This window comes from Streptomyces sp. NBC_00234 (assembly GCF_036195325.1).
GTDB lineage: Bacteria > Actinomycetota > Actinomycetes > Streptomycetales > Streptomycetaceae > Streptomyces.
Map to the genome: position 1 here is coordinate 543,380 of NZ_CP108101.1, position 22,975 is coordinate 566,354.

Sequence of the window (22,975 nt, forward strand, 5' to 3'; positions counted from 1 at the left end):
GACCGGGAACGTCGAAGCGGGCCGTCGCTCACCTGCGACGGCCCGCACGGCGGGAGGTGGCTCCCGGTGTCAGCCGTTGGGGAGGATCACGGCGCGACCGTTGATCTGGCCGGCGTGGAGCCGCTCGTAGGCGAGCGGCGCCTCGTCGATCGAGTACGTCTCGACGTGGACGTCGACGGCCCCGGCGTGGGCGAGGTCGAGGACTTCGGCGAGCTCCTTGCGCGAGCCCCAGTACGGCGCGGTGACGGTCGCTCCGTACGGCAGCACACCGAAGCCGACCGGGAGGGTGCCGCCACCGATGCCGACGATGGTGACGTCGCCGTCGACGCGGGCGACCGCTCCGGCCGTCTTCACGGTGGGCGGCGCGCCGACGAAGTCGAGGACGACGTGCGCCCCGTTCCCACCGGTCATTTCGAGCACCTTGGCGGCGGCGTGCTCGTCGGACAGGACGGCCTCGTGGGCTCCCACAGTCCTGGCCAGGGCGAGCTTCTCGTCGCTGACGTCGAGCGCGATGACCCGCGCCGAGGTCATGGCGCGGAGGAGCTGGATCGCGACGTGGCCGAGGCCGCCCGTGCCGATGACGACCGCCGTGGCACCGGGCACCAGCTTGGGCATCGAGCGCTGGATCGCGTGGTACGGGGTCAGGCCGGCGTCGGTGAGCGGCACCGTCTTCACCGGGTCGAGGTCGCCGATCGGCACCAGGTGGCGCGGGTTGTCGACGATCATGTACTCGGCCATGGCACCGGGGGCGCCGAGGCCGGGCGGGACGATGCCGAGCTCCTTGGCGCGCAGGCAGTAGTTCTCCTTGCCCTCGGCGCAGTTGACGCACATACCGCAGCCCCAGGGACCGTAGACGGCCACCGAGTCGCCGACCGAGAATCCGCTCACTCCGTCGCCGAGGGCGGCGACGGTGCCGACTCCCTCGTGCCCCAGGGTGAGGGGCAGCGGGAAGGGGAGCTGTTCGGCGGGCCAGCTCATCACGGCGATGTCGGAGTGACACACCCCGGCGGCGGTGACCTTCAGCAGGACCTGCCCCGGGCCCACCTCGGGGTCGGGCACGGTGACGACCTCGGGAGCGGCACCGACGGTGCGGTACTGAACGGCTTTCATGGGGTTCTCCTCAGTCTTTCCTTTTACTCATTGCTCGCCCCCCGGCCCCCGTTCGCCACTCGGGGCGGTCATGCGGCGGAGTAGCCGCCGTCCACGAGGTGGTAGCTGCCGTGGATGAACGACGCGCGGTCGGAGAGCAGGAAGGCGGCGAGTTCGGCCACTTCCTCGGCCGTGCCGAGCCGTCCGGCCGGGTGCAGCGAGATGAGGTGCTCGCGGGCCGGTCCCTCGGTGTTGCGCAGCAGCGGGGTGTCGATGAAGCCGGGGCCGACCGCGTTGATCCGGACGTTCTGGGCGGCGTATTCGAGGGCCGCCGACTTGGTGAGGCCGACGACGCCGTGCTTGGCGGCGACGTAGGCAGGCGATCCCGCGAAGCCGTTGGTGCCGAGGATCGACGCCATGTTGACGATGGCGCCGCCGCCCGCGGCGACGATCGCGGGGAGCTCGTAGCGCAGCGAGTGGAAGACACCGCTGAGGTTGGTCGCGACGACCCGGTTCCAGTCCTCGATCGCGTACTCGCCGGTGGGGGCGGACGGGCCGCCGATGCCCGCGTTGTTCACGGCGAGGTGCAGGGCGCCGAACGTCTCGACGGCGAAGCGCACACCGGCTTCGACGGAGGCGGGGTCGGTCACGTCCATGGCGACGGCCGCGGCCTTGGCGCCGGCGGCTTCCAGTTCCGCAGCTGCCTTACGGGCGCTTTCCTCGTCGTAGTCGGCGATGACCACGGCCGCGCCGCCGGCGGCCAGTCGCCCGGCCAGCGCGAGGCCGATGCCGGAGGCGCCACCGGTGACGAGGGCCGTGCGGCCCGCGAACTCGGCTTCGGCGACGGTGGGGGTGTCGGTGCTCATGAGATGTCGTTTCCTTCCGTGGTGCTGTGGTGCTGCTCCGCCCCGGCCGGCTGCCTCGTGAGCAGATCGCCGGCGAGGGCGTCGAATGCCTGGACGACCAGGACGGGCAGATCGGCGGGAGCGCCGCCGCGCACCCAGGCGGCCTGGGCGGCGAGGAGCGCTCCCGCCCCGGCCGCGACCGTGACGGCGGGACGGATGTCCTGCCGAGGGTCGACGCCCATCCGGTCGGCGATGATGGCGACCGACTCCTCCTGGGCGTCCACCCGGATGTGGTGGAACGCCGCGTAGAGGGTCGGCTCCTCCTCGGCCACGACCAGCAGGTCGAAGATCCGGGGACGGCGGTGCCAGGGTTCGGCGGTGGTGTCGCCGAGCCAGTCGAGGACCGCGCGCCGGTAGGCGGTGAGCGGGGGTTCCTCGGCGGGTCGGGCTCGCAGGGCGTCGTTGATCCGGCCCCCGTCGCCTCGCAGCGAGTCGAGGACGGCGACTTCCTTGCTCGCGAAGTACCGGCTGAAGGTGCGCCGGTCGACGTCCGCGCGTTCCGCGATCTCCTCGACCGTCACGTTCTTCAGGCCCCGGTCGAGTACGAGCTCGAAAGCTGCCTGCGCCAGCGTGTCCCGGGTCCGGCGAGCCTTGCGGCTGCGCCTCTCCGGGGCCTTCCGTTCCGCGTTCATATGTGCACCGTACACCCAAAAATGTCCCGACGCGACAGAAGTCTCGTCGGGACATCCCGAGGTGCGACACGAGCCCTCCGCCCGGATCGAACCGGAGGCCACGAGCGCGATCCGCGACGGAAGCACCTCGGCGCCGCCGCACCCTGACGCACGCCAGGCCACTGACCTGCGCATTCACGAGCACATCGCCACAGTGGCGCCATCGACGACGCAAGCGGCGCCACATATGGCAACGCAGTGGTGCCATTCATGTGCCATGATGGCACCACTGGCAGCGCACCACTCGGCCACGCAGGCCGAAGGGTGCGCGATTCGCGGAGTGAGCCATCAAAGGGGTCGGGTCATGGAGACAACACAGAGCCAGGAGCAGGCGGCCCCGGGCGCCATCACCGCCTTCGCCCGCTTCGTGCTCTGCGGCGGCGGGGTGGGGCTCGCCTCCAGCTTCGCCGTGGTGGCCCTCGCCTCCTGGATTCCCTGGGTCCTGGCCAACGCCCTGATCACCGTGGTCTCCACGCTCCTGGCCACCGAGCTGCACGCCCGCTTCACCTTCGGCGCGGGCGGACGCGCGACCTGGCGCCAGCACACGCAGTCGGCCGGGTCCGCGGCAGCTGCCTACGCGGTGACCTGCGTGGCGATGTTCGTCCTGCAGCACCTGGTGGCAGGGCCCGGTGCGGTGCTGGAGCAGGTCGTCTACCTGTCCGCCTCCGCGCTCGCCGGAATCGCCCGGTTCGCGGTGCTGCGCCTCGTCGTCTTCGCGCGGAACCACGCGCAGGGCGCTGCCACCCGCACCACCCCGCCCGTGCCCACGACGGTGGCCCGCACCTCGGCCCCGGCCGAGGCCGCGGCGCTCTGCCGCGCCGCCTGACCGGCTCCGGACCTTCTCGGGGCCGGGCCCACGGCCTAGGGAGTGTCCGCGGTCAGCAGCCCGTTCGCACGCGGCAGTTCGGGCTGCCGCGTGCGGTGCACGGTCGCCCCACGGAGGGCGAGCACCGCTATGTCGTCGCGGCGGACCCCGCCGGTGAACGCTTCGAGGTCGGTGCGGAGCGCGTCCAGGACCTCGCGGGGGCCCCAGCGCACCCAGCGGTCCAGACGTTCGTCCAGCGGGTAGAAGGCGCCCGACGCGTCGCGCGCCTCGGTGACGCCGTCCGTGCACACCAGCAGGGTGGCGCCGGACGGAAAGTCGAACCACTCGGCGGTCCGTACCTCGGGGCTGAGTTCCGCCATGCCGAGCGGCACGGAGGTCCGCCGGAGCCGGACGACGCGGGCCTCCCCGTCGTGGAGCATCCGCGGCGCGATGTGACCGCAGTTGACGGCCTCCACCCGGCCGTCGGAGTCGAAGCCGAGGATCAGGGCCGTCACGAAGCGTTCGGTCTCACCGGCCTGGGCGGAGGTGGCGTTGTGCCGGACGACCGCGTCCTCCAGTGCGTCGGCGACCCCGGTGAGCGCCGGCTCGCGGAAGGCGGCTTCGCGGAAGGCGCCGAGGGCGGCGAGGCCCGCTCCCATCGCGGCCAGGCCCTTGCCCTGCACATCGCCGATGATGACCCGGGTGCCGTGCGGCGACTCGACGACCTCGTAGATGTCTCCGCCGACGAGACGATCCTCCTCGATGGGCTCGTAGAGTCCATGGGCGAAGACCTGGTCGGTCAGGACGGGCAGCGGGCGCAGGATCTGCCGCTGGAGCGCTCCGGCGGCGGTCCGCAGCCTCGCGAGCTCGACGGCGTGGCGGATGCGCATGGCGCAGGACCCCACACCGAGGCCGCAGGCGAGCACGGAGAATCCGATGCTGAGCGCAAGAGCCCAGAAGGTGTCGCCGATCAGGAGACGGGAGACGACGATGACAGCCGTGACCCAGAGGGCGACCGACACGGTCTGACGGACCGTGCAGAAGACCGAGGCGAGTGCGGGGGCGACCACCAGCAGCGGAATGACCTGGAGGTCGGCGCCTATGAGGTAGTCGAGGACCACGACGAGGACGGTGAACACGGCCACGACGCCGGTCAGCGCGCGGTTCCCGATGCGGGACGCACCGGCTGCCGCCTCCCTCGCGTCCAGTTCCGCCGGCCGGGGCACGCGTCCTGTCGTACGACGCCTGATTCCCGTGGTCACTCGCACCTCTCCCATCTCCTGTCGTCCACTCCGTTTCCACTCTTCCTTCCAGTGGACCGGGGGGCGGGACGCCTCGTCATGGGCCTAAGGGCCCTCGGGGCCGGGCAAAGGTCCCGGGGCACGCCGCAGCGGGACCTTCGGCCCGTGGTTCCGGGCCGAAGGTCCTGTGCCGCGGGTCACTTCGTTCAGCGCCGGGCGGCCGTGCGGGTTCCGTCCTCCCGCCCGAGGGCGGGCAGGGTGTGCGGTACGAGCGCCGAGAGGAACGCCGTCCGGCGGCGCAGTCCGAAGCCGAGCGACTCGTAGAGCCGGATCGCGTTGGTGTTGGACGCCGCGGCGTGCAGGAACGGCGTCTCGCCGCGCTCCCTGATGCCGTGGGCGACCGCACGCACGAGGCGGCCTGCGAGTCCCTGCCCGCGCACGGACTCGTCGGTGCAGACGCCACTGATCTCGGTCCAGCCCGGCGGGTGCAGCCGCTCCCCCGCCATCGCGACCAGCACCCCGGAGCGGCGGATGCCGAGGTAGGTGCCGAGCTCGACGGTGCGTCGGGTGAACGGGCCGGGCCGGGTGCGCTCGACCAGTTCGAGCATCTCGGACACGTCGGCGGGGCCGAGCGGCACGGCCTCCGGATCGGGGGCCGCGGACACGGTTTCGTCGACGAGCTGGACCCCCTCCGCGTGGAAGACGATCTGCCAGTCGGCGGGGGGCGGCTCCCGGAAGGCGGTGAGCGTCACGGAGGAGCCGGGTCCGGCGAGCGCGGCGACATCGGCCCAGTCCCGGGCGTCCGGGTCGTCGGGCAGGGCCAGCCACGGGGTGACGTCGGGCGGGTAGCGCAGGATGCGGCCACGCCGCTCGGCGAAGCGGGCGTGGGGACCGGTCAGCGAGGACCGGGCGGGGTTGTCCAGCGGGTGACCGGCCGGCCCTCCGGGCCGGGCCCCTCCCGCGAGGGCGTCCGCGGAACTCATGGAGCCACCTCGATCACGATCTTGCCGCGTGCGTGTCCGCTCTCCACCGTACGCAGAGCCTGACCCGCTTCGGCGAACGGGAAGGTCTGCGTCACATGGGCGTGGAGGACGCCCTCGACGACGAGCCGGGCCACCTCGTCGAGCACGGCGGCGTTCCGGGCCCGGCGTACGGCCGCTCCGCCGAGCTCGACCACCAGCTGCTTGCCTCCGGCGCTGATCAGCTTCGCGCGGTCCCGGACCAGACCGGCCGCGACGGTCAGATCGTCGCCGCCGGCCAGGTCGTAGACCGCGTCGACGCCCTCGGGGGCGGCGGCCCGGATGCGCTCCGCGACGCCCGGGCCGTACGGCACGTGGACGGCTCCGAGCGACTCGACGAGGTCCTTCTTCGCGGCGCTCGCGGTGCCGACGACCCGGACGCCGAGGTGGTGGGCGAGCTGTACGGCGGCGACCCCCACGCCGCCGCCCGCCCCGGTGATCAGGAGGGTCGATCCGGGGGCCGGGTCGAGCTGACGCACCCCGTCGTAGGCGGTGGCCGCGGCGACCGACAGGGCCGCCGCGTCCGTGAACGACAGCGCGTCCGGCTTGTGGGCGGTGACGGCGACGGGCATCAGGGTGTACTCGGCGTATCCGCCGGTCAGCGGGCAGCCGAAGACCGCCTGCCCGGGGGCGAACCCTTCCACGCCCGGCCCGGTCGCCACCACGATTCCGGACGCCTCGCTGCCGAGGACGGCGGGCAGGACGGCGGGGGCGCTGCCCGGCCGCGTGTACCCGTCGCGCAGCTTCCAGTCGACGGGGTTGACGCCGGCCGCCCTGACGGCGACGAGCAGTTCGCCGGGGCCCGGCTCCGGCACGGGCAGATCGGCGAAGGCTTCCGCCTCGGGTCCGCCGTGCCGGGTGAATACGTACGCCTTGGCCATGAGTTCCCTCGCTCCGGTTCGTCTCGTCGGCTGCCCGGCGGGGCGGCCGGCGGCCCGGCAGCCGCAGGGCGACACCAGCGGCAAGTCCGTTCGCCGTGCACGTATTCCCGGGGCGGCGGACTGTTCATGCGCACGCAACGGTTGGCGCGGACGGGGGCCCGGTGCGTGCGGCGCTGGCCGAAAACCTCAGCCGACGGGTCCGGACCGGGCTGGAGCCTTGGGTGAGGTGCCCCTGGTGGCGGACTACGTCCCGTACCTCCTGGGGGCCGGGGACTCCGCCCGCTTCTCGGGGCCGAGCAGCCACCACCACGCCGCTGACGACTCCCCCGCCGTCACGCACACCGTCGTCACCCACCCCCGCAACTGCCCCTCCCGCCCTGCCTCGCACGCCCCGCCGGGGGCCGGACATCGAAATCAACTCAAAGAGCGTGGAATACCGGCCGGTCGGGCTCCACGCACTCGCCGTCTGTGGCACTCTGGAGCCGACCGCCCCACCGGGCTCCCCCGTACCGGTGGGGCGGTTCTGTGGTCTCCCGGCCAAGCGCGGCCCCTACTACGGCACTTCGCAGCCGGTAGCAGCGATTACCGGCCAAAGAGCGCGCATCCCCGGATCACCTCCCTCCGTTACGCATGACCGCTGCGGTCGGGGGCAGACGGATAGACCTCATGGCCAACAACCAGGGGAGCGTGACGAGATGACGGCGCAGACTGCGCGGGCCGCCGATGCGCGAGCGACCGGGGCCACGGACGAGCTGCCGTGGATCGAGGATGCCGGGAAGATCGCTCCGAAGGACGCACGCGAACTGTCGAGGCTCTTCTTCGATCGCCTGCAGGTTCTCGAAGAGGGCACCGCCGAGCACCAGTACGCGCGCAACACCCTCATAGAGATGAACCTGTCCCTGGTCCGCTTCGCCGCGGGCCGGTTCCGCAACCGCGGCAGCGGCGACATGGAGGACATCGTCCAGGTGGGGACGATCGGCCTGATCAAGGCCATCGACCGCTTCGACCTGTCCCGCGAGGTCGAGTTCACGTCGTTCGCCGTCCCGTACATCGCCGGAGAGATCAAGCGCTTCTTCCGCGACACCAGCTGGGCCGTCCATGTGCCCCGGCGCCTGCAGGAGTTGCGGGTGGACCTCGCCAAGTCGAAGGAGTCCCTGTCGGGCGACCTCGACCGCGAACCCACGGTCCATGAGCTCGCCGAGCATCTGGGGATCGAGGAGGACGAGGTCACCGAGGGCATCGTCGCCGCCAACGGCTACACCGCGGGGTCCCTGGACATGCCGACCGACACGTCGGAGTCGTGGAAGCTCAGCGCGGGCGGGCGCACCTTCGCCGATGTGCTGGGCGAGCCGGACCCGGCCATGGAGAGCGTCGAGAACCTCCATGCCCTCGCGCCGCTGCTCTGCGAGCTCGACGAGCGCGAGCGCCGCATCATCGACATGCGTTTCGGCCAGGAGATGACGCAGGCGCAGATCGGTGAGGCGCTCGGCATCTCCCAGATGCATGTCTCCCGGCTGCTCAGCCGCATGCTGGGCAGGCTCCGCAGCGGAATGCTCACCGAGGACTGAGCGCCTCCGGGCAACGGGACGTCATCTGTTGCGGCAGCATGTCAATCGTGTGGCCAAATCCCTATGGAGTGACGGGAGTTATTCATAGCGAACGGTGAGGTGGGCAGTCTTGTACCGCCCGGCACCTGACTGTCCCGCTTCCGTCTCCCCCTGGAGTGCTCATGAGTTCCGTACCGCCGTCCGAAGCCGCCTACGACCGGATACGGCTGCGGCAGTGGACCCGTGGCCGTGCCAGATCCGCCGGGGTCGGCCGGCGCGATCTGCTGAAGCTCGTGGCGGCTGCCTCGGCGGCGGGGTCGCTGGCCTCGGTGGCCTCGCCCGCCCACGCGGCGGGTTCGCTTCCGGGCGTGGTGAAGCCGCTGCCGCCCGAGCTGTTCACCCTGCGCGGCACGAACGCCGAGACGAACTTCGCGGCGCTGCGTGACACGGGTCTGCTCACGCCCGCCGACCGGTTCTTCGTCCGCAACCACACCGCGACCCCCCGGATCGACGCCGCCGACTGGCGCCTGAAGGTCTGGGGCGACGGGCTGACCGGCGGGCCGGTGGAGTTCTCGTACGCGGATCTGCTCGCCCTTCCCTCCGTCAGCCGTACGGCGTTCGTCGAGTGCGCCGGCAATGCCCGCAGTTTCTACGCCTCGCAGCAGAACCAGCCGGTCACCGGCACCGCGTGGACCCTCGGGGCGATCGGCACGGCACGCTGGCGCGGGGTCCGGCTCGCGGACGTGCTGCACCGCGCGGGCATCGGCCGCGACGCCGTCGACGTCCTGCCCCGCGGGCTGGACGGCGAGGTCGTCAGTGACGGCATCCAACTGGGCCGGGTGCGCAGGCCGTTGCCGGTGGCGAAGGCGCTGGACGACGTGCTGCTGGCCTACGAGATGAACGGGGAGCCGCTGCCGCCCGACCACGGCTTCCCGGTCCGGCTGATCGTGCCCTCGTGGGTGGGCATCGCGAGCATCAAGTGGGTCGGCGACATCGAGGTCAGCGCCCAGCCGCTGCTGTCCCCGTGGAACACGACCCTGTACCGGCTGTTCGGCCCCGCGCATCCGCCGGAGGGCAGCGCTCCGCTGAGCCGGCAGACCCTGAAGAGCGCGTTCGAACTCGCGCAGGGGGCCACGTTCACCGCGCACCGGCACCAGGTGCTGACGGGCCGCTCCTGGTCGGGCGGCGCACCGGTGCGCTCGGTGGAGGTCAGTACGGACGGTGGTACGCGGTGGCACCGGGCGCGGCTTCGGGACGAGCCCCGGCAGGGCAGCTGGGTCCGCTGGTCGGCCGACTGGGTTCCCGCCGAGCCGGGGCCCGCCGTGCTGCTTGCGCGAGCGACGGACCGCTCGGGCCGCAGCCAGCCGGAGGTCTCGGTCCACAACACCCAGGGCTATCTCTTCGACGCGGTCGTGCGCCATCCGGTGACCGTCGTCTGAGAGCCGCCCGTGCCGGTGCTCCGCAGTACGCGGGACGCGTCCACTATTCGGCGCGTCCCGCGTAGTACGTGGCGATCATGTCCTCGGCCCCGTGTCCGGCCTCCTCCGCGCGGGCGAACCGTGCGGTGGAGGCGGCGACCAGATCGAGCTTCACCCCGGCGGCCCCGGCCGCTTCGAGGATGAGGCGGGAGTCCTTGAGCGCCGTGGACAGGGCGAAGCTCGCCGTGAGGTCCCCCGAGAGGACCGCGCCGGCCTTGGCCTGCAGATACGGGGTGTCCAGCGGGCCGCCCTTCATGGCATCCAGGAACACCTGGGGAGGCACGCCCAGTCCGTCCGCGAGGTTGAGGCATTCGGCCACGCTGCTGACCAGGTTGATCACCCAGGTGTTGACGACCAGTTTCAGCCGTGACGCCGCTCCGGGGTCCTCGCCGAGCCAGAGGGTGCGCTGCCCGATCGCGTCGAGGACCGGCCCCACGACGGCCCTGGCCGAGGAGGGCCCGGAGACGAACACCGTCAGCTTGCCCTGCTCGGCCGGCTGCTTGGTGCCGGCGACCGGAGAGTCCAGATAGACGAGCCCCAGCCCGGCGGCCCGGTGCGCCAGGTCCGTGGTGACGTCGGGGCCGACCGTGGAGCTCTGCAGCCAGATCTGGCCGGGCCGGAGGCCGGGGGTGGCCGCCGTCAGGGTCTCGGCGACGGACCGGCCGTCGTTCAGCACGGTGAGGACGACGTCGGCACCGCGCACGGCGTCCTCCGCGGTGTCCGCGACGGTGGCGCCCGCGCCCGCGAGGGGCCGGGCCCTGTCCTGGGTGCGGTTCCACGCGCGGACCTGGATGCCGGCCCTGAGCAGGCTGCGGGCCATGCCGGAGCCCATGATTCCGGTACCGAGGACCGCGACGGTGGGCTTCCCGGGAACGGCGCCGGGCGAGGGGGCGGGAGCGGCTGTCATGCGGAGGTTCCTTCCATCGGCCGCGCCGGGGAGGAGCACGGCGCGGCGGGCAGGACTCAAGACTGCCGCAGCGCGCTCTCCAGAACGGCGCTGTGCACGGCCCTGGCGAGTCGCGACCCCCAGGGCGAACGCGGCCCGGCGAAGGGCTCCGCCGGATCGTCGCCCGGTTCCGGCGCGGCGACGCACACCGCGTCGGTGGGGGTGCCCGAGCAGTCGAGACCGGCGTCCAGGAGCGCCTGGACCTTGGCCTCGGTGGCGGTCGCGACGGCGTTGACGAGTGCGGCGTCGGAGAGGGCGACGGGAAGGGTCACGACGATGTTGACGGTGCCCGGCCGCGGCGGGCCTCCGCCCTCGTCCGGGGCGGCGGCCCATCCCCGTACGCCGAGTCCGGCGGTGACGGTCGCGGTCACTCCCCCGTCGGCCGCCACGGTGCGGGCGGTGACGTCGGCGGCCGTCATCAGGCCGGCGCCGGGGCCGGTGAGCGCCTCGTCGGCGGCGATCTCGGCGAGATGACGGTCCGGGTCCATACGGGGATAGCCACCCGGGACCTGCGCGTTGAGAATCCAGGCGCGGGGACCGATTCCGCCGCCGAGGACGGCGCTGCTGCAGACCCGCCATCCGGGGCCGAGCCGCCAGACCAGGTGGTGGAGACGGTGGCCGTCCTCCTGGCGGGCCAGGAGCTCACCGCGTTGTTCCGGCACGAGGACGCGTACGGAATGGATGGTGCACCCCCGGTGGCACGGCGTGACGAGGTCGTCGATGGCCCGTCGATCATAGGCGCGCACGAAACGCGCCCGGAGCCGGGCGCGGACGCGTGGCCGGAACCGGCCCGGACCTGCACCGTCCGCCCGGCCACCCTGTCCGCCCCCCGGGCGAGGAGAACCCCGGGCGTCACCCGTTCGGCCTAATGGTGGCGGGGGCCCCGCAACGGCCCGGCACGGGGCCGAGGCCCACGCGCCGGGCCTCTGACGTGTCGACCCCACCGGCCGGGAGGTTGCAGCGTCCATCCGGGTGAGGCGCGATGGAAGCCGGGCGCGCCTTCCCTGCTGGACCCACCCACAGGACGCGTCCGGGCGAGGAGGAATCGGCCATGGGAGCCGCAGACGGTTTCACGGATTCCGCAGAGCTTGACGGTCTGAACGTCTACGACAACGAGGGCGAGAAGGTCGGAAGCGTGGGGCGGGTGTACGTCGACGACGTCACGGGCAAGCCCGACTGGATCACGGTCAAGACCGGCATGTTCGGCATGAAGGAGAGCTTCGTACCGCTCGCCGGAGCCCGCCGGGTCGCCTCCGACCTGCACATCTCTCATCCGAAGGACAAGGTCAAGGACGCCCCGCGGGTCGACGCGGACGCCCACCTCTCCGTAACGGAGGAGGAGGAGCTCTACCGCCACTACGGCCTCACGCGGAAGACGACCGCCAAGCCCGGAGGATCGGCGGCTATGGGGACCGGTACGGGCCCCGGAGCTCCGACCGTGGCCGGAACCGGCACGATGGGCGCGGCCGGAGCGGCGGGTGCCGCGGGAACCGCAGGCGCTGCGGGCGCTGCGGGGACCACCCGCGCCACCGGAACCCCCGCAGCGGGTGCCGGCAGGACGACGACCGCGGGCACGGCCGGGACGGCGGGAGCAGGAGCCGGCGCCGGTGCGGGCAAGCACCGTGACACCCCCGCGACGACGGGGCGTCCGCTCGTGGGCGCCGGGGCCGAACGGTCCGCGACCGACCGTGGCGGCAAGGACGAAATGATCCGCTCCGAGGAGCAGCTGCACGTCGGGACGGAGGAGTACGAGAGCGGAAAGGCGCGCCTGCACAAGTACGTGGTGACCGAGAACGTCACCCGCACCGTGCCCGTCTCCCACGAGGAGGTACGCGTCGTCCGCGAGCCCATGCGGCCGGGCGAGAAGTCCGCCGGGACGTCGAGCTTCGGCGAAGAGGACGTCGAGGTCACCCTCCACGCGGAACGGGCCACCGTCCGCAAGGAGGCCGTGCCGGTGGAACGTGTCCGCCTCGAAACCAACAGGGTCACCGAGCAGAAGGAAGTCTCCGCCGAGATCCGCAAGGAGAAGATCGACTACGCGGACGGGAAGGACATGGGCAGCGGCAAGGACACGGGCGGCGAGTTCGGTCAGGGACGCCGCCGCTGACCCCCTGTACGCGACGGACCGACGTACACCGCAAGGCAGGGGGCGGACCCGCGGCATTCGGGTCCGCCCCTTCGTCGTCCTCCCAGTGAGCCGCTTCGCCGCAGGACCCGACCGGCAACGGGTAATGGGCGGGTAACGAGGTCTTCCTACCGTGTCGCCGCATCATGGTCCGGCTCACGGAGGGGAATCCGGTGACCCTGTCAGTGGCGGAGACCGTCACCATCCGAGTGCTCGGTGGCTTCCGGGTGGAGTGCGGCGGCCGGGCGTTGCCCCCCGGGCGGTGGTCCCGGCCCAGTGCGCAACGGCTCCTCAAGGCCCTGGCGGTGGCGGACGGGGCCCGGATGCACCGCGCCCGGCTCGCAGCGCTGCTCTGGCCGCACGCGGACCGCGCTTCGGCGGCGCGGAGTCTGCGGGTGGCCCTGCACGCGGTGCGGCGTGCCCTGGAACCCGGCCTGGGTGCCGGGGCCCCGTCCTCGTACGTCGTGTCCGGTGAGGACGGTTCGGTGGGTCTGGCGGACGGGCGGGTGCGGGTGGACCTGGCCGTGATCCGTGAGGCTGCGGCCGGGCGCCGGACGGATGAACCGTGCGCGCTGGTACGCCTGTTGCTGCCCGAGGTGCTGCCCGACGACGGCGACGAGACCTTTGTGCGGGCGGCTCGGAGCAGCCACCGGGAGTTGCGGCGCGCGCTGGCGGTCGGCTGCGCGGAGCAGGGGACGGACACGTCGGGGCGCGTGAACGAGGTACTGAGTGCGGTCCTCCGTGCCGACCCGCTGGCGGCGGACGTCTGCCGCGCGCTCCTGCGGCGTCTGATCGCGTCGGGCCGCCACGGAGAGGCCGTTCAGCATTACCACGCGTACCGCGAAGCTCTGGTCGACGCCTGCGGCACGGAGCCGGACCGGCCCCTGCGCGATCTGTTCGCGCGGGCTCTGGCCGTAGCGGCGCCCGCCCCGCCCCCCGTCGCCGAAGCGCTGGAATTCGTGGGCCGGGAGGCCGAGTTGGCCCTGCTCACCGCCCTGCCCCGGCCGGACCGCCCGTCGGTGGTGGAGCTGACGGGTGAACCCGGAATCGGCCTGTCGCGGACCTTGTCCGAGGCCGCGGCGCGGCTGCGCGGAAGCGGAGCCCATGTCCTGCACGCGTCGGGGAGCCGCACGGACGAGGGCGGCGGGTACGAGGCCGTCCTCGCGCCGGTCGATGACTTCGTGGGGCGGCTGGACGCGGCCGGCCGCGCCTCGGTCGCGCTGGCACACCCCGCTCTCGCCGCCGTACTGCCGTCCCTGTACGGGGACATGAAGCGGACGGACGACGCGGGTGTCACCGACCTGTGCGCCTTCGTGACCGCCCTGGCCCGGTCCCGCCCCGTCGTCCTGCTCCTGGACGATCTGGACCGGGCCGGGCCGGCCGCCGCGCGCCTGCTGCGCCGGCTGACGGCACGTTGCGCGCGGCTGCCGGTGAGGTTCGTGGTGGCGAACCGGAGCGGGAAGCGCGGATGGCCGGGCCGCACCGGTGCACACCGGCTCGCGCTCGGCAGGCTGAGTGAGGCGCAGTGCGCGCGACTGGCGGGTGGCGGCGACGCGGGACACGAGATGTTCGCTCTCTCGGGGGGCAATCCCCTGTGCGTGATGGAGGTGATGCGGGGCGGGGAGGATCTGGTCGGCCGGCGGCTGGGCAGGGAGTCCTGGCAGGTGCGCGAGGTGGTGGAGCTGATCGCGCGGCACCCGCGGGGTCTGTCGTTGGCCGCTCTCACCCACGAGGCCGGCCAGGGCGCGCGTGCGCGCTTTCTGACCGGCCTCGACCAGGCGTTGCGCCTGGGTTGGGTGCGCGCCGCTCCTGGCGGCACGGGCAGCGTCTACACACTGGCGCTGCCTGCCGGGCGTGCGGTGGCTGCCGCCCGCGCGGGGCGGACGGCAGCCGGTGCGCGGTTACTTCAGGGCGTAGGCCCGGGTGATCGTCTGGACGGTGCGGTTGCCCGCCTCGTCCCGGACCTCCGCCTTGACGGAAACGAATCCGTTGGTGGCCGCGAGGTCGGCGTTCCGGTAGGAGGCCCGGAAGGAGTTGCCGTCGACCCGGTCGACGTCGACGGACTTCCAGGTGGCGCCGTCGTCGTAGCTGACCGAGACCTTGGCTCCGGCCATCTTCGTGGAGCCCTCCCAGCCCTTGGAGCGGGAGGCGTCCACGGTGAAGGAGTAGCTCTGGCCGGCGGACACCCGGTTGAGGATGTCGGTGTTCATCCCGTAGTCGAGCAGGACGACCGGCAGTGCCTCACACGTGGTGGCCTTCGGGACGGTGGCGGTGCAGTTGTCCACCTGCATCTCTGTCGGAGCGGCGGACGTGAAGCCGTACTCGGTACGGACCTTGGTGCCGAGGTTGACGCCGGTGTAGTCCGTGGACCGGGTGTTGTCGTCGACGAACACGTAGTCGGCCTTCTCCTTCACCAGGAGCTGGGTGGTGTCGGTGATGCGCTCGCCGTTGCGGTAGTAGCTCCAGGCGCGGGCCCGGTTGCTCTTCAGGTAGTGGTCGGCATCCGAGTCGCCGCCGAGCTGGCCACCGAAGACCGTGCCTGCGTCGGTGCGGCAGAAGTTGCAGATGTACTGGGTCCAGTTGGACGGGTGCATGGCCGGCTCGAACCAGGCCTCCTCCGTCACCTGGCCCGGCCGGTAGCTCCTGGACGTCTCCTGCATACCGGCGGGATGATCCGTCCGGGCCATGACGTTCTGGCCGTACGTCACCGAGGACGCGGCGCGCACGTAGTCGTCACGCTGATGACCCTGCTGCAGGAACTGGGCGGAGCGGAACGACGTCATGGGGTACGGGCCCCAGGAGTGCATCGTGTAGTAGCCGACACGACCGGCACCGTCGCTGTGGAACGAGTTCTTGATCTTGGCGAAGTCCCCGGACCGGGCAGGGACGGCGAGGTTCGCCGGAATGCCGTTGTTGAAGTCCCACTGTCCCGCGTAGGAGTAGCCGGACTCCTCGACGCCCTTCAGCGCGACGGTCGTACGGCCCTTGGCCAGGCTTGCCGCGAGCTTGGCGCCGTCGGCGTGGCTCGTGGCGATGTAGGGGACCGTGACGCCGAGGATGACGATGCCCTGCGGGGAGTCGTCATTGGGGGCCAGGACGATCGCGGAGGCTCCGGCCTTCTCGACGGACTTGACGAGCGTCGAGCTCTCGGCATAGGTGGAGTCGACGTGCAGCAGAGCGGCCTTGCCCGCGAGGTCCTTGCCCTCGAGGTCGGCGGCAGAGCCCGATCCGACGTCGATGACATCGAAGGACTTCGTCCCGTCGAAGCGGTTGAGGTAGCTCGACGTCTTCGCGCTGATGGCAAAGGAGTCGGGCCGGGTGACGGTCGCCCGTACCAGCGGTTCCCGCCGGCTCTGGTAGAAGGAGGCCCACAGCTCGCCCGTGGCCGGCTTGGCGCTCGGAATGGCGCCGAAGCGCTGATCGGACCAGTTGACGAGGCCCGCGACACCCGACATGGACCGCCGCTTGGTGGCCGAGGTCCTGGTGAGCTGCTGCGAGAACTCGGAGTTCTCCAGCGCCCTCTTCTCGTCGGGCGTGACGATCCGGAAGTCCGTCGCCTTGGTGGCGTCGACCGTGGCGCCGCCGTCCCCTTCGGTGAGGTCGATCTCGGCTACGTTGAACAGGTCGGTGGCGTACGCCTCGCTGGATGTGCCGATGCCTGCGGTGCTGAGCTGTCCCGTGACGGTGTACTTCCCGACGGGCAACCGCAGTTCCTGGTGCCCCCCAACGAAGGTGAACGACGAGAAGTAGTCGTTGTCCAGGCCCATGACCAGGTACCGGACGGACGGCGACGAACCGCCTCGGCGGTCCTTGAAGTCGAGGCTCAGACCGTACCGCTTCGCCTCCGTGGTGAAACCGACGACGGTGTGGGCGGTTGCGCCTTCCGGGGTGGTCGCGGTGATCCGGCCGGAGTACTCGCCGACGGCGACGCCGTTCGGGTCGAGTACGACGGGCACCTCGGCGGTGCCGTTCGCCGGGACCGTGACCGGCTGCGCGGGCAGGGTGAGGGCCCCGGCCGGCAGGGTGCCGCTGACCTCGGAGGCGAGGGTCACCGTGGTGTCGGTACCCGTCGGGTTGGAGAGGGTGACCGTGCGGGTCTCCTTCTCGTAGGCCCCCTCCTGCCACTCGACCAGACCGAAGTCACCGCTGCCGGACAGCTCCAGCTTCGGGTCGAGTGCGGCCGGGATGTCGACGCGGCCGTTGCCCTGCTGGTACGCCGTGTAGCCGGGTGCGGGCTTGGCGTGCGCCGTCAGGGCGTTCTTGATGCGCTGCCCGGACCAGTCGGGGTGACGCTGGGCGAGGATGGCGGCGGCGCCCGAGACGTGCGGCGCGGCCATGGAGGTGCCGTTCAGCGAGGTGTAGTACTCGTTCACCGGCGTGCCGAGGGAGGTTCCCGCGGCGCGCGCGGCCACGATGCCGACGCCCGGTGCGGTGATCTCCGGCTTGATGGCGTAGTCGCCCTTGCGCGGGCCCCGGCTGGAGAAGCCTGCGAGGACGTCGGACTTGTCCACCGCGCCGACGGTGAGGGCGGAGTCGGCCGTACCGGGGCTGCCGACGCTCATCGCGCCGGGTCCTGAGTTGCCCGCGGAGATCACGAAGAGGGTGCCGGTGGAGGCGCTGAGCCGGTCCACCGCCTCGGTCATCACGTCACCACCGGCCGTGGCGGGGCCGCCGAGGCTCATGCTGACGACGTCGGCGCCCTCGTTGGCGGCCCATTCCATCCCGGCCAGGATTCCGGAGTAGCCACCGGAGCCCGAGTTGTCGAGGACCTTGCCGATGATCAGGTCGGCGGCGGGGGCGACGCCCTTGAGCCTGCCGTCCGCGTTGGCGCCGCTGCCCGCGATGGTGGCGGCGACGTGGGTGCCGTGGCCGTTGCCGTCGTTCACGGGCAGGCCCGGGACGAAGCTCTCCGTCTTGGTGATCCGGTCCTTGACGTCGGCGTTGTCGGGGTCGATGCCGGTGTCGAGGACGGCGACCTTGGCGCCTGCACCGTCGTACCCGGCAGCCCACGCCTCGGGGGCGCCGATCTGCGGCACGCTCTTGTCCAGGGTCGCCTTGGCCTTGCCGTCGTACCAGAGCCGGTCGACCTTCGCGGCACCGGGAACGGTGACAGCCTTCCCCTTGGCGGGCTTCTTGCTGACGGGCTTGACGGACTGCCAGAAGGCCCTGGCCCCGTCCTTCTCGACCCGTACGCCGGCCATGTCCAGCCGGTCGATGACCGGGCCCCGGTCGCTCGCCGGCAGGGCGTCCGCACGCTGCTTCAGCGCGCCCGCCGAGAGCTTCTCGTCGTAGGAGACGATCACGGGCATCGCCTCGGACGTGGCGTCGCCGTAACCGTCCTTGATCAGCTGCGTCACGTTGAACAGGCGCTTGTCGACCGCCCCGGAAGCGACGGCGTCGCTCGCGTCCGAGGGGATGACGAACAGATCGCCGTCGGGCCCGGCGAACGTCTCGAAGTGCTTCGACGTGCCCGTGGCCGCCCGGGCGTCCACGGACTGCTTGCCGTCCGCCCCGGTGGTGACCGTGACGGTGTCGCCGGTGACGAGGGTGATGTCGACGGTCGTGCCGGCCCGGGTGGCGGGCTGCACGATTCCGGTCGCGGACGGTGCCGCCTGGGCACCGACCACACCGGTGAGGCCGGGCAGGGTGGCACTGACGGCGACGACCACGGCGGTGGCCAGCAGTCGTCTCCGGTTTCTCCCTCGCGAAGGGTGCTGCACGTGCTCCTCCTAGATCGGGGGCGATGGCGCGCCGCGGAACGACAGCGAAGATGGGATGACTTCGTGTCATGTACAGGTACGGCGTCGCAGTCCGGGACGCTACAACCGGCTTCGTACGGCACAGAAGGGCAGGTGACGGCGCATTGGTGCCAGCGTCACCTAAGAGCCAGCGCGGCGACCGCCCTCACCTCATCTGCCGCCGTCCTGGGGCGACGCGTGCCGGATCCACCCCCGCTGCGCCGCGTACCAGCCCAGTTGCATGCGCGTCGCCGCACCGGCCCGGTCCATCAGGGCGCGGGCCCGGCGGAGCACCGTGCGTCTGCCGAGCCCCAGCTGTCTGGCGATCCCCTCGTCGGTCATTCCGCTGAGCAAAAGCGTGAGAAGCCGCACGTCCGCATCGTCCAGTTCCGACCCCGTCGCGTCGGGCGATCCGGCGACGGGAGCGAGCGGCAGCCCTGTCGCCCAGAACTGCTCGAACAGCGCGATCAGCCCGTCCAGCAAGGGGCTGGGCCGGACCAGTACGGAGCCGCGGTGCCCCGCGAGGCCGTCGCCGGGCGCGGGCAGGATCGCCACTTCACGGTCAACGATGACCATCTTCATCGGCAGCCTGGGGGCGGAACGCGCCTCCTCGCCCGCGTCGACGTACCGGCTGATCCTGACGAGACCGCCGGGGCCGTCCAGCGCACGGCGGTCGTACACCGTCCGGTAGCGCACACCCGCCGAAAGCTGCTCCATCTCACGGTCGTTGGAGAGCGTCCCGAGGTCACCGACGAGCGACGTGTAGGGCGGCACGTCGAAGATGAGGACCTCGTCACGGGCCTTGCTCTGGATCTGGTCGATGCGCTGGGCGACCGCCGCGTCCGGAGTGAACTCCACCGGAATCCGGTCGGTCTCCTGCTGCCTCGCGGTGGTGCGGTACGCGGCGGCGAGCTGTCCCATCGCCGCACGGGCGGTGTGCAGTTCCTGCATACGGCGCAGCAGCAGGACCTCGCCCGCGATGTCCGGGGGCGAGGCGATCACCCGGGGCCGTGCGTCCTGCGTGTGGCTGAGCAGGCCCTGCTCCGCCAGGCCCGTCAGCGCCGCCTCGATCTGCTCGGCCGACAGCCCGGTCAGGGCCGGGAGCCGCTCGGTCCGGCACGGCCCCTGCCGCACCAGTTCCGCGTAGATCCGGGTCTCTTCCTCGGTCAGTCCCAGAGCTTCGAACACCACGATCCTTCCCTTGGCGGCACGGTCGCCCCAGATTCGCCGCCCTGCGGGACGTACGGAACCACCTGATCCGGCGTCCGAGCGGACAGTAACGCCGCAGTAACGCTCAGCCTGTAGGCAGTTGTCGTACAGGTGACAGCTGATCGCTAAGGTGTGCGCCATGCCAGGTACGGCCGACTCCCCGCACGCACCGGGACTTGCCCTGCACCTCCTCGGGGGATTTGCAGCGATTCGGGACGACGGGGTGACCATTCCCCGGAGGTGGCGACGGAGCACGGCCCAGACCCTGGTGAAGCTGCTCGCGGTGGCCCCGGCCCAGCGGCGTCACCGCGAGGAGGTCATGGATCTCCTGTGGCCGGACACGCCGATGGCGGCGGCAGTACGGAATCTGCGCGTCACCCTGCATGCCGCACGCCACGCTCTGGAGCCCGAGCTGGCGCCGCGCGTCCCCTCCGCCTACCTCGTGGCGGAAGGTGATCTGCTCTTCCTCGCGCCGGAACGGGTGCGGGTCGACGCCGACGAGGCGGAGGAGGCGGCACGCGCGGCGCTCGCCGCGGGCGACGCCGACGCGCTGGAGGCCGCGCGCCGGACGCTGGAACAGGAGCTGCTCCCGGAGGACAGGTACGCCGACTGGGCCGCCGAACGCCGCCGCCGTATCGACGTCCTGCGCGAACAGCTCGTACCGGCCCTGGCGGGGCGGCTGTTGGCCGACGGGCGTACGGACGACGCCGTGGGACTGCTCCGCGAGGCGGTGGACCGGTCCCCCGCCGACGAGGCACTGAATCTGCTGCTCGCCCGCACCTGGTACGACATGGGCCGCCCTCGCCAGGCCATCCGCCAGTACCACGCGTGCCGCGAGGCGCTCGCCGAGGAGTTGGGAGTCCGTCCCGGCGCCGAGCTGGAGGCGCTGCACCGGACGGCGCTGGGCGCGCTCGACGCGCTGGGCTCCGTACCGGCGGCCAGTGCCGTGCCGGAGCCCGCACCGCTGCCCCCGGCCATCCGGCGCCCCGAGCGGCTCCCGCTCTTCGGCCGCGAACGCCCTCTCGCGCTCCTGTCCGCGCACGCCTCGGCGGCCGGCGGTGACACCCGGCTCGTCGTGGTGCGCGGGGAGGCGGGTATCGGCAAGACCCGGCTGGTCGCGGAGGCCGCCCGGCAGGCGGCGGCGCAGGGTGTCCGGGTGCTGTGGGGCACCAGTCACGAGGCCGAGGGGCAGACTCCGTACGGGGTGTTCGCGGACGCCCTCGACGGTCATCTCGCGGGCTGCGGCACCGAGGAGCGGTCCCGGGTGAGTGCCGAACATCCCGGGCTGGCCGCTCTGGTGCCCTCCCTGGGTGGCGGGCCGCCCGCCGCGGGGAGCCCGGAGGAGCAGCGTGCACGGCTGTTCCGTGCCGTGGCCGGGGTCCTCACCGATCTCGCGGCGGCCCGCCCCGTGCTCGTCGTCCTGGACGATCTGCAGTCCGCCGACCCCGGGTCGCTGAGCCTGCTCCACCACCTCGTGCGGACCACGCAGACCAGGCGCTGGCGCTTCATCGCCACCTGCCGCGACGAGAGCCTTCAGCCGGACGACGTACGGCAGCAGGTGCTCGACGGCATCCTGCGGCAGCGGATGGCGATGGAGATCGATCTGCTGCGGCTGAGCCGCAGCGACTGCTCCGGGCTGGCCGCGGCGGCGGCCGGGCTCGGCGGGCGCACGCAGGACCGGCGCACGGCCTCGCGCATCTTCCGACTCTCGCTCGGAAACCCGCTGTTCGCGCTCGAACTGACCAGCGACCCCGAGGCGGACCTGGAGCGCATGGTGCCGCGGCAGCGCACCACCGCGGAGCCGCGCGCCGAGGCCGTTCCGGACAGCATCCGCCGGCTCGTCCGCAGCCGGCTGGCCCGGCTGCCCGGCAGCGCGAGACAGACGCTCGCCGCCCTGTCGCTCGCCGGCGGTACCGCGGTCTCGCTCGCCGAGCTGGAGCCGGTCGTCGCCTCCGGTCTGCACCCTCCGCTGCACGGCCCCGAGATCACGGCCGCGCTCGACGCCGCCGTCGGTTCGGGGCTCGTCGAGGAACGCGACGTCGTCCTCGGCGGCCGTCCGGTCCTCGGCTACGCGTTCCGCCACCCCCTGGTGCGCCTCGCGTGCACGGAGCAGCTGGGCAGGGCCGCGCGACGGCGGATCCACCAGGCGTACGCGGACACGGTGCTACGACTGCGGCCCGACGCCGTGGACACCATCGCCTTCCACATGACGGTGGCGGACGACGAACGGGCGCCGGTCTACCTCCGGGCCGCCGCGGACCGGGCGGCAGCCCTGTACGCGAACGACAGCGCCTGCGACTACTACCAGGAGCTGGTCACCCACCTCGACGCCACGGACCGGGCCGCGGCGTCCGAGGCGCGGCTGGCCTGGGGTCAGGTGCTGCGCCGCGCCGCGCGCTATCAGGAGGCCGAGGAAGTGCTGCGCAGGGCCCTGGCGGACATGGAACCGGCCGGCGACCTCGGCGGAGCGCTGCAGGCCGCCGTGTCGCTCGCCGAAGTGCTCGGCCGGGCCGGACGCCCGCTCGACGGCCTCGACGTGCTCCGTGCGGCACCCGTGCATGGCCGGTCGGCCGTCGAGGACCGCGTCGCCCTGCACCTGGCCGTCGGTGCGCTCACGTTCTACGCCGGCCAGTACGAGGAGACGTTGACGGCGCTGCGCCGCGCCGAGCTGGAGACGGCCCGGCTGCCCGAAGCGGAACAGGACCCGTTGCTCTCCCGGATGTTCACGATCCGGGCCGCCGCTCTGATGGTGTCCGGGCAGGTGCGCGAGAGCCGTGGAGCGGCCGAGGCGGCGCTGCTGACGGCCGAGCGCGCCGGCGATGCGGCCCTGCTCTCCAGCGCGCTCTCGGTCGTGGGCGAACTGGCCCGGGAGGAGGGCCGGACGGAGGCGGCGCGGGACTACGCGCGACGCGCGGTGTCGAACGCCCGCCGTACCGGAGACCCCACGGTCCTCGCCTTCGACCAGTGCAATCTGGCGGGCGCCGAGCTGCTGACGGGTGAGCGTGCTCGGGCGACGGCGCTGGCCAACGCGGCGGTCCGGCTGGCCCGTTCACTGGGGACCTCGTGGGTGCTCCCGTACGCCCTGGTGGGGCTCGCCGAGGTCGACCTGCGCTGCGGGCGCCTGGCGGAGGCGGACACGGCGCTGGCCGAATGCGCCGATGCCGTGTCGCTGGCGCGCGACCCGCAGGTGCTCGAAGGAATGCGGCGGCTGGAAGAGGAACTCGCCGCCGCGCGGGCCACCGGGAAGGCCCTGCCGGCGCCACGGTAATTCGTGGGTAACACCGGTTTTCTACGGTCTGGCCAGCCCTGGAACACCAGGGA

15 protein-coding genes and 1 pseudogene are annotated in these 22,975 nt (G+C 72.4%); 6 read left to right on the forward strand and 10 right to left on the reverse strand.

Features of this window, described 5'->3' with window-relative positions; translation table 11 throughout:
• Window positions 1–69 precede the first annotated feature (69 nt).
• From OG230_RS02465 to OG230_RS02475, 3 genes are all read right to left on the reverse strand, one after another.
• On the reverse strand, window positions 70–1,110 hold the full coding sequence (locus OG230_RS02465) for an NAD(P)-dependent alcohol dehydrogenase (RefSeq protein WP_328908457.1): 1,041 nt from the start codon (window positions 1,108–1,110) through the stop codon (window positions 70–72).
• Between the two features lie 68 nt (window positions 1,111–1,178).
• Window positions 1,179–1,955 carry an SDR family NAD(P)-dependent oxidoreductase gene (locus tag OG230_RS02470; RefSeq protein ID WP_328908458.1) on the reverse strand — a complete coding sequence of 259 codons (777 nt, stop codon included), beginning with the start codon at window positions 1,953–1,955 and terminating at the stop codon, window positions 1,179–1,181.
• Entirely contained in the window at window positions 1,952–2,626 is a 675-nt protein-coding gene (locus tag OG230_RS02475) for a TetR family transcriptional regulator (RefSeq protein WP_328908459.1), read from the reverse strand. Before OG230_RS02475 ends, OG230_RS02470 begins: the two co-directional genes overlap by 4 nt.
• A gap of 343 nt (window positions 2,627–2,969) precedes the next feature.
• On the opposite strand from OG230_RS02475, the gene OG230_RS02480 reads away from it, so the two are divergent.
• Window positions 2,970–3,491 (forward strand): hypothetical protein, encoded by a 522-nt coding sequence (locus OG230_RS02480; RefSeq protein ID WP_328908460.1) that lies wholly within the window; start codon window positions 2,970–2,972, stop codon window positions 3,489–3,491.
• Window positions 3,492–3,526: 35 nt separating this feature from the next.
• Here OG230_RS02480 and OG230_RS02485 read toward each other — a convergent pair whose 3' ends face one another.
• The 3 genes from OG230_RS02485 to OG230_RS02495 all read right to left on the reverse strand — a co-directional run bounded on the left by OG230_RS02485 (window position 3,527) and on the right by OG230_RS02495 (window position 6,611).
• The gene (locus OG230_RS02485) at window positions 3,527–4,732 is read right to left on the reverse strand and encodes a PP2C family protein-serine/threonine phosphatase (RefSeq protein ID WP_328908461.1); all 1,206 of its coding nucleotides are present in this window, start codon (window positions 4,730–4,732) and stop codon (window positions 3,527–3,529) included.
• A gap of 185 nt (window positions 4,733–4,917) precedes the next feature.
• Entirely contained in the window at window positions 4,918–5,694 is a 777-nt protein-coding gene (locus OG230_RS02490; RefSeq protein ID WP_328908462.1) for a GNAT family N-acetyltransferase, read from the reverse strand.
• On the reverse strand, window positions 5,691–6,611 hold the full coding sequence (locus tag OG230_RS02495; RefSeq protein WP_328908463.1) for an NADP-dependent oxidoreductase: 921 nt from the start codon (window positions 6,609–6,611) through the stop codon (window positions 5,691–5,693). The genes OG230_RS02490 and OG230_RS02495 overlap by 4 nt, the downstream gene beginning before the upstream one ends.
• Window positions 6,612–7,306: 695 nt before the next feature.
• On the opposite strand from OG230_RS02495, the gene OG230_RS02500 reads away from it, so the two are divergent.
• Together OG230_RS02500 and OG230_RS02505 are read left to right on the forward strand one after the other, a co-directional pair.
• Window positions 7,307–8,179: an RNA polymerase sigma factor SigF gene (locus OG230_RS02500; protein ID WP_328908464.1), complete on the forward strand. Its 873-nt coding sequence runs from the start codon at window positions 7,307–7,309 to the stop codon at window positions 8,177–8,179.
• A gap of 161 nt (window positions 8,180–8,340) precedes the next feature.
• On the forward strand, window positions 8,341–9,597 hold the full coding sequence (locus tag OG230_RS02505) for a sulfite oxidase (RefSeq protein ID WP_328908465.1): 1,257 nt from the start codon (window positions 8,341–8,343) through the stop codon (window positions 9,595–9,597).
• 43 nt (window positions 9,598–9,640) lie between these two features.
• Here OG230_RS02505 and OG230_RS02510 read toward each other — a convergent pair whose 3' ends face one another.
• Window positions 9,641–10,543, reverse strand: a complete 903-nt coding sequence (locus OG230_RS02510) for an NAD(P)-dependent oxidoreductase (RefSeq protein WP_328908466.1) — start codon at window positions 10,541–10,543, stop codon at window positions 9,641–9,643.
• A gap of 56 nt (window positions 10,544–10,599) precedes the next feature.
• Window positions 10,600–11,244, reverse strand: coding sequence for an adenosylcobinamide amidohydrolase (locus OG230_RS02515; protein ID WP_328911272.1), 645 nt, complete (start codon window positions 11,242–11,244; stop codon window positions 10,600–10,602).
• Window positions 11,245–11,633: 389 nt separating this feature from the next.
• Here OG230_RS02515 and OG230_RS02520 point away from each other — a divergent pair, with 389 nt between their 5' ends.
• Window positions 11,634–12,689 carry a PRC and DUF2382 domain-containing protein gene (locus tag OG230_RS02520; protein ID WP_328908467.1) on the forward strand — a complete coding sequence of 352 codons (1,056 nt, stop codon included), beginning with the start codon at window positions 11,634–11,636 and terminating at the stop codon, window positions 12,687–12,689.
• A 341-nt stretch (window positions 12,690–13,030) separates the two neighbouring features.
• Window positions 13,031–14,080, forward strand: a pseudogene (locus tag OG230_RS36360) (AAA family ATPase); the annotation flags it as partial.
• Between the two features lie 528 nt (window positions 14,081–14,608).
• On the opposite strand, the gene OG230_RS02530 reads toward OG230_RS36360, so the two are convergent.
• Complete coding sequence (locus tag OG230_RS02530; protein ID WP_328908469.1) at window positions 14,609–18,427, reverse strand: S8 family peptidase; 3,819 nt, start codon at window positions 18,425–18,427, stop codon at window positions 14,609–14,611.
• A 189-nt stretch (window positions 18,428–18,616) separates the two neighbouring features.
• Entirely contained in the window at window positions 18,617–19,636 is a 1,020-nt protein-coding gene (locus OG230_RS02535; RefSeq protein ID WP_328908470.1) for a helix-turn-helix domain-containing protein, read from the reverse strand.
• A gap of 241 nt (window positions 19,637–19,877) precedes the next feature.
• Here OG230_RS02535 and OG230_RS02540 point away from each other — a divergent pair, with 241 nt between their 5' ends.
• Window positions 19,878–22,922 (forward strand): ATP-binding protein, encoded by a 3,045-nt coding sequence (locus tag OG230_RS02540; protein ID WP_328908471.1) that lies wholly within the window; start codon window positions 19,878–19,880, stop codon window positions 22,920–22,922.
• Window positions 22,923–22,975: the final 53 nt, after the last annotated feature.